The organism is Aestuariivirga sp., from assembly GCF_020252405.1.
GTDB lineage: Bacteria > Pseudomonadota > Alphaproteobacteria > Rhizobiales > Aestuariivirgaceae > Aestuariivirga.
In genome coordinates, this window is sequence record NZ_JADCDA010000082.1 from 1 (window position 1) to 4,540 (window position 4,540).

Sequence of the window (4,540 nt, forward strand, 5' to 3'; positions counted from 1 at the left end):
AGGTGCTTCAGCAGAACAGCCGTCCGAGACGGCGCAAAAACGGCCTCTAAATCGTCCATGAGCTCCTCCGAATCAGGAAAACCAACAGAATCACTCAGATCGCAATAAAGATAGCGCGTTAACTTGAGTTCGGAGCCCTGGGAAACTGTCCGCATCGATTGACATCGAACCGGAGTCATGTCTTGCGAGGCCCTTCGAAAATCCTGGGACAGCTCGCGCTCTGCCTTCTCGCGGTGTTGCTGCAGCTGTTTTTCGCCCGTCCGGCCACGGCACAGTCCTATGGCGCCAGTCTCGGCTTTCTCAGCCTGCCGGTTGAAACGGTCAAGGTCGTCATCGCCAACCCGCGCGGCGACACGGCCTACAACGACAAGGTGAGGGATGGCCTTCGCCGATATTTCGCGGTCTATCCGGGCGACTACTTCAATCCCAACGCTGCCGATTTTGCGATTGCCAGGGCCAGGCGCAACCCCGACATTGACAACATCACCTATGCCTTCGCGCTTGGCCGCGCGGGCGGGCTCGATGTCACCTTCACCATCACGCTGGCGGAGAAGGGCCAGGGCTTCCAGGGCCAGGGCTACCTCATCACCAACAATCTGGCTGACCTGCCCGTTCTCTACGACAAGGACGGCAGCTATGTGCGCGCCAGGTTCGAGGCGCTGTCGCTCACCTATGCCAACAACAACGCGTGGTTCGGGCAGCCGGGGCCGATGCTGAGCGGTAATCCGCTGGTTCAGGGCAAGCCCGCCGGCGCGGGCTACAGCCAGTGGCTTGAGGGCTATCTCCATTACGGCCTCTATGGCATCACGCCCGTCACCGACAGCTTCTATGTCTATGGCGGGCTGAGCGCCATCAGCTCCGGCTCGGCGGGCCAGGAGCTTTTCACCGACGAGATGCGCGGCCACACCTTCTTCGAGGATGCCTATGCCGGTTTCGTAACCGGCACGACGGACGAGAAGGGCAACCGCCTTGTCTTCAACTTCAGCGCCGGCCGCCAGAAGTTCCAGCTCGCCAATGGCTTCCTCATCGCCAACACCGCCGCCAATGGCTGGAACCGTGCGGCGCTGCAGGCCAATGCGCGCTGGGCGGCGGACCTTCTGGTGCTGGCGCAGCTGCGCTATAACAACACGAAGTTCGAAGCCTTCTATGTCGCGCCGGACGAGCTTCCGGTGATCGACACCAACACCGGGCTGGCCGGCGTCAATATCGAGGCCCGCCCGGTCCCCGGCCTGATGACGGCGGCAAGCTATGTGACGGCCCTCAAGGGCGACTTTGCCTATTACGGCCCCACCGGCCAGGTCATCGGCACGCGTGACGGCCTCAATGTCTATGACCTGCGCGCCACCTATACGCCGCGGCCCCTCAATGAGCCCGGCCCCTTCTTCGGCATCGAGGGCGCCATCCAGAACCACCGCGACTTCGACATGTTCGCCACCGCCGGCTATGCCGAGCTGGGCTACCGCTTCGTCGACCGGCCCTGGTCGCCTTCGCTCAGCTACCGCATCGCCTATTTCTCCGGCGACGATCCTGACACCGGGACCTATGAGCGCTGGGACCCGCTCCTGTCCGGCGGCAATGGCGAGCAGTGGGTGCAGGGCTCGTCCATGTTCAAGGTGGTGCAGGACACCAATGTTCTGGCCCAGCGCATCGAGGGGCATTTCCGGCCCATGCCGGCGGTCGAGGTGGTGCCGCAGCTCTGGGCCTTCGCAGCGCCGAGCCGCGACAATCTGGGCGGCAACCCGGCCCTCAGCTTTCTCGAGGGCGACAGTTATGGCTATGAGGCCAATGTCACCGTCAAATGGTTCCCCAACCGCAACTGGTATGTGCACGGCATGCTGGCCTACACCGTGCCGGGCGATGGCGTGCAGGACGCGCTGAACGACAATGCGGAGAACTGGTTCGCCGCCATGCTCTTCGTGCGCTATTCGCTGTGAAACCCACCCATTCCAACGAACAGGAGGACAGTTTTCATGGTTGACCGCCGGAACGTGATTGCAGGCGTGGGCGCCGTTGCAACCAGCCTGGCCGCCGCGGCCAACGCGGAGGGCGCCGAGGTCCAGCTCGAACTGGCGCTGGAGAACTACGCAACGCCGTGGAACCCGCCGGACCCCGTCATCGCCGGCCGCCAGAACATCGTTCCGGCGCCGGAGGATTATTTCATGCCTGGCCGCTTCGCCGGCAAGACGGCGCTGGTGACGGGCTGCGCGCGCGGCATGGGCCGGCTCGCCGCCATCCGCCTGGCGCGCGAGGGGGCCAATGTGGTGGGCGTCGACTGGCTGGCGGAAGAGGGCAGGGCGGTGATCGGGTCGATCAACAGGGAAGGCGGCAAGGCCATCTTCGTCCAGGGCGATATCTCGGAGACAGCCGTGTGCGACGCCATGGTGAAGGCCGCCGCCGACACCTACGGCGGGCTCGACTGCGCGCTCAACAACGCGGGCGTCATGGATGCGATCTTCCCCGGAGACCCCATCGACTTCGAAAAGCAGAAGGACCTCGTCATGTCGCGCATCGATCAGGCGACGGACGCCTATTGGGACGTGGTGATGCGCGTCAACGCAACCGGCGCCTTCCGCTCCATGCGCGCCGAGCTCCGGCAGTTCCTCAGGCAGCAGCGCGGCGGCTCCATCGTCAACGTGGCCTCGGTGGCGGGGCTGCGCGGTTTCGGCGGCACGCCGTCCTATGTGGCGAGCAAGCACGCGGTGAACGGCCTCACCAAAAATGCCGCCATCGATTATGCGCCCTTCGGCATCCGCGTGAACTCCGTCTGCATGGGCACCACCATCACGCCGATGTATGAGCGCGCCTTCGAGCTGCTCAGGCAGCGCGCCGCCGGCGGCTACCGGGATACGGGGATCGGCATGCTGAAGATCGACAGTCTGCTGCAATGGAGCAACCAGGAAAAGCGCGGCTCGACGGCGGCGGAGCAGGTGGCCATGATGCTGTTCCTGCTGTCGCCCGAAAGCTCCAACCTGACGGGCGCCAACTTCGCCACCGACGGCGGCTTCACAACCTACTGACAGGAGGATCGACAATGGAACGACGCGACGTGATCAAGGCCACGGCAACGCTGGCCGCGGCCGCCGCCTCCGTGGCGGCAGCCGTTCCCGCCGCGGCGCAGGCGGGCAACGCCGCCGCGGGGGGCAATGCGCTGGTGGAGATAACCCCGCCGGACCCTGACGCCTTCACGCCCGGCCGCTTCGCGGGCCGGACGGTCATCGTCACCGGCTCGGCCCGCGGCATGGGCAGGGCGGCGGCCATCCGGCTGGCGCGCGAGGGTGCGAATGTGGTGGGCGTCGACTGGATCAGGGACCTGGGCGAGGCCACGGACGCCGAGATCCGCGCCGCCGGCGGCAACAGCGTCTTCGTCCATGGCGACGTCGGCGAGGCGGCGACCGCCGATGCGGCGGTGGCCGCCGCGGTCTCCAGTTTCGGCAAGCTCGATGGCGCGATCAACAATGCCGGCGTCATGGATGGCGTGTTCTCGGGTGACCCCGTCGATTACGAAAAGCAGAAACCGCTGGTCTTCGCCCCCATCCATGAGGCGACGGAGGAGTATTGGTCGAAGGTGTTCCGCACCAATGCGCTCGGCGCCTTCCTGATGATGCGCGCCCAGCTCAGGCAGATGGTCGCCCAGCTCAAGGGCGGGGCCATCGTCAATGTCGGTTCCATCGCGGGGCTCACCGGTCTGTCGGGGAACCCCGCCTATGTGGCGAGCAAGCACGCGGTGAACGGCCTCACCCGCAATGCCGCCATCGACTATGCGCCCTATGGCATCCGCGTGAACTCCGTCAACATGGCCGCCACCGACACGCCGATGATCGCGCGCGCCGGCGCCCTTGTCGCCGCCTCGCGCAAGACCGCCACCGGCCCCGCCATGGGCAGCATCAAGACCCAGTCCATCCTTGCCTGGACCGACCCCGGGCACCGCCCCGCCACGGTGGCCGAGCAGGTGTCGATGATGCTCTTCCTGCTCTCGCCCGAAGCCGCCAATTTCACCGGCGGCATCTTTCCCACCGATGGCGGCTGGACGAGTTATTGACGGAGCAGGGCCACGCTGGACTCTGGCCCGGCCCATGCCATCGACAAGGAAACCGTCTACGGCCTGCCGACCGGCCCGCTGCACATCATGGCCATCCACTATTCCGGATAGCCCGCACCGCCCTCTTTCGTCTCGACTCGACCGGGGCAAGCTTTTGCTCGCCAATCGAACTCCCCCAAACCTCACCTTGCCCCGGCTTGACCGGGGCATCCTTTTGCCGGCTGCCAAAAAGGATCGCCCGGTCAAGCCGGGCGAAGGTGAGACCGGGGCAAGCTTTTGGTCGCCAATCACGCTCCCCCAAACCTCACCTTGCCCCGGCTTGACCGGGGCATCTCCTTGCTGGCTGCCAAAAAGGATCGCCCGGTCAAGCCGGGCGAAGGTGAGATCAGGGGCATCCTTTTGCTCGCCAATCGCGCTCCCCCAAACCTCACCTTGCCCCGGCTTGACCGGGGCATCTTCTTGCCGGCTGCCAAAAAGGATCGCCCGGTCAAGCCGGGCGAA

Annotated in this window: 3 protein-coding genes; all 3 read left to right on the forward strand. The window is 65.5% G+C overall.

What is annotated here, in order from left to right; translation table 11 throughout:
* Positions 1–182 precede the first annotated feature (182 nt).
* From IOC69_RS12240 to IOC69_RS12250, 3 genes are read left to right on the forward strand one after another with little or no spacing between them, the layout of a single operon-like run.
* Complete coding sequence (locus IOC69_RS12240; protein ID WP_290543843.1) at positions 183–1,934, forward strand: alginate export family protein; 1,752 nt, start codon at positions 183–185, stop codon at positions 1,932–1,934.
* Between the two features lie 36 nt (positions 1,935–1,970).
* Positions 1,971–3,017 carry an SDR family NAD(P)-dependent oxidoreductase gene (locus IOC69_RS12245; protein WP_290543844.1) on the forward strand — a complete coding sequence of 349 codons (1,047 nt, stop codon included), beginning with the start codon at positions 1,971–1,973 and terminating at the stop codon, positions 3,015–3,017.
* Positions 3,018–3,031: 14 nt separating this feature from the next.
* On the forward strand, positions 3,032–4,039 hold the full coding sequence (locus IOC69_RS12250; RefSeq protein ID WP_290543845.1) for an SDR family oxidoreductase: 1,008 nt from the start codon (positions 3,032–3,034) through the stop codon (positions 4,037–4,039).
* Positions 4,040–4,540 lie beyond the last annotated feature (501 nt).

Excerpts from the sequence above, each read along its gene's own strand:
- IOC69_RS12245 (WP_290543844.1), top strand. The coding sequence starts at position 1,971 with ATGGTTGACCGCCGGAACGTGATTGCAGGCGTGGGCGCCGTTGCAACC.
- IOC69_RS12250 (WP_290543845.1), top strand. The coding sequence starts at position 3,032 with ATGGAACGACGCGACGTGATCAAGGCCACGGCAACGCTGGCCGCGGCC.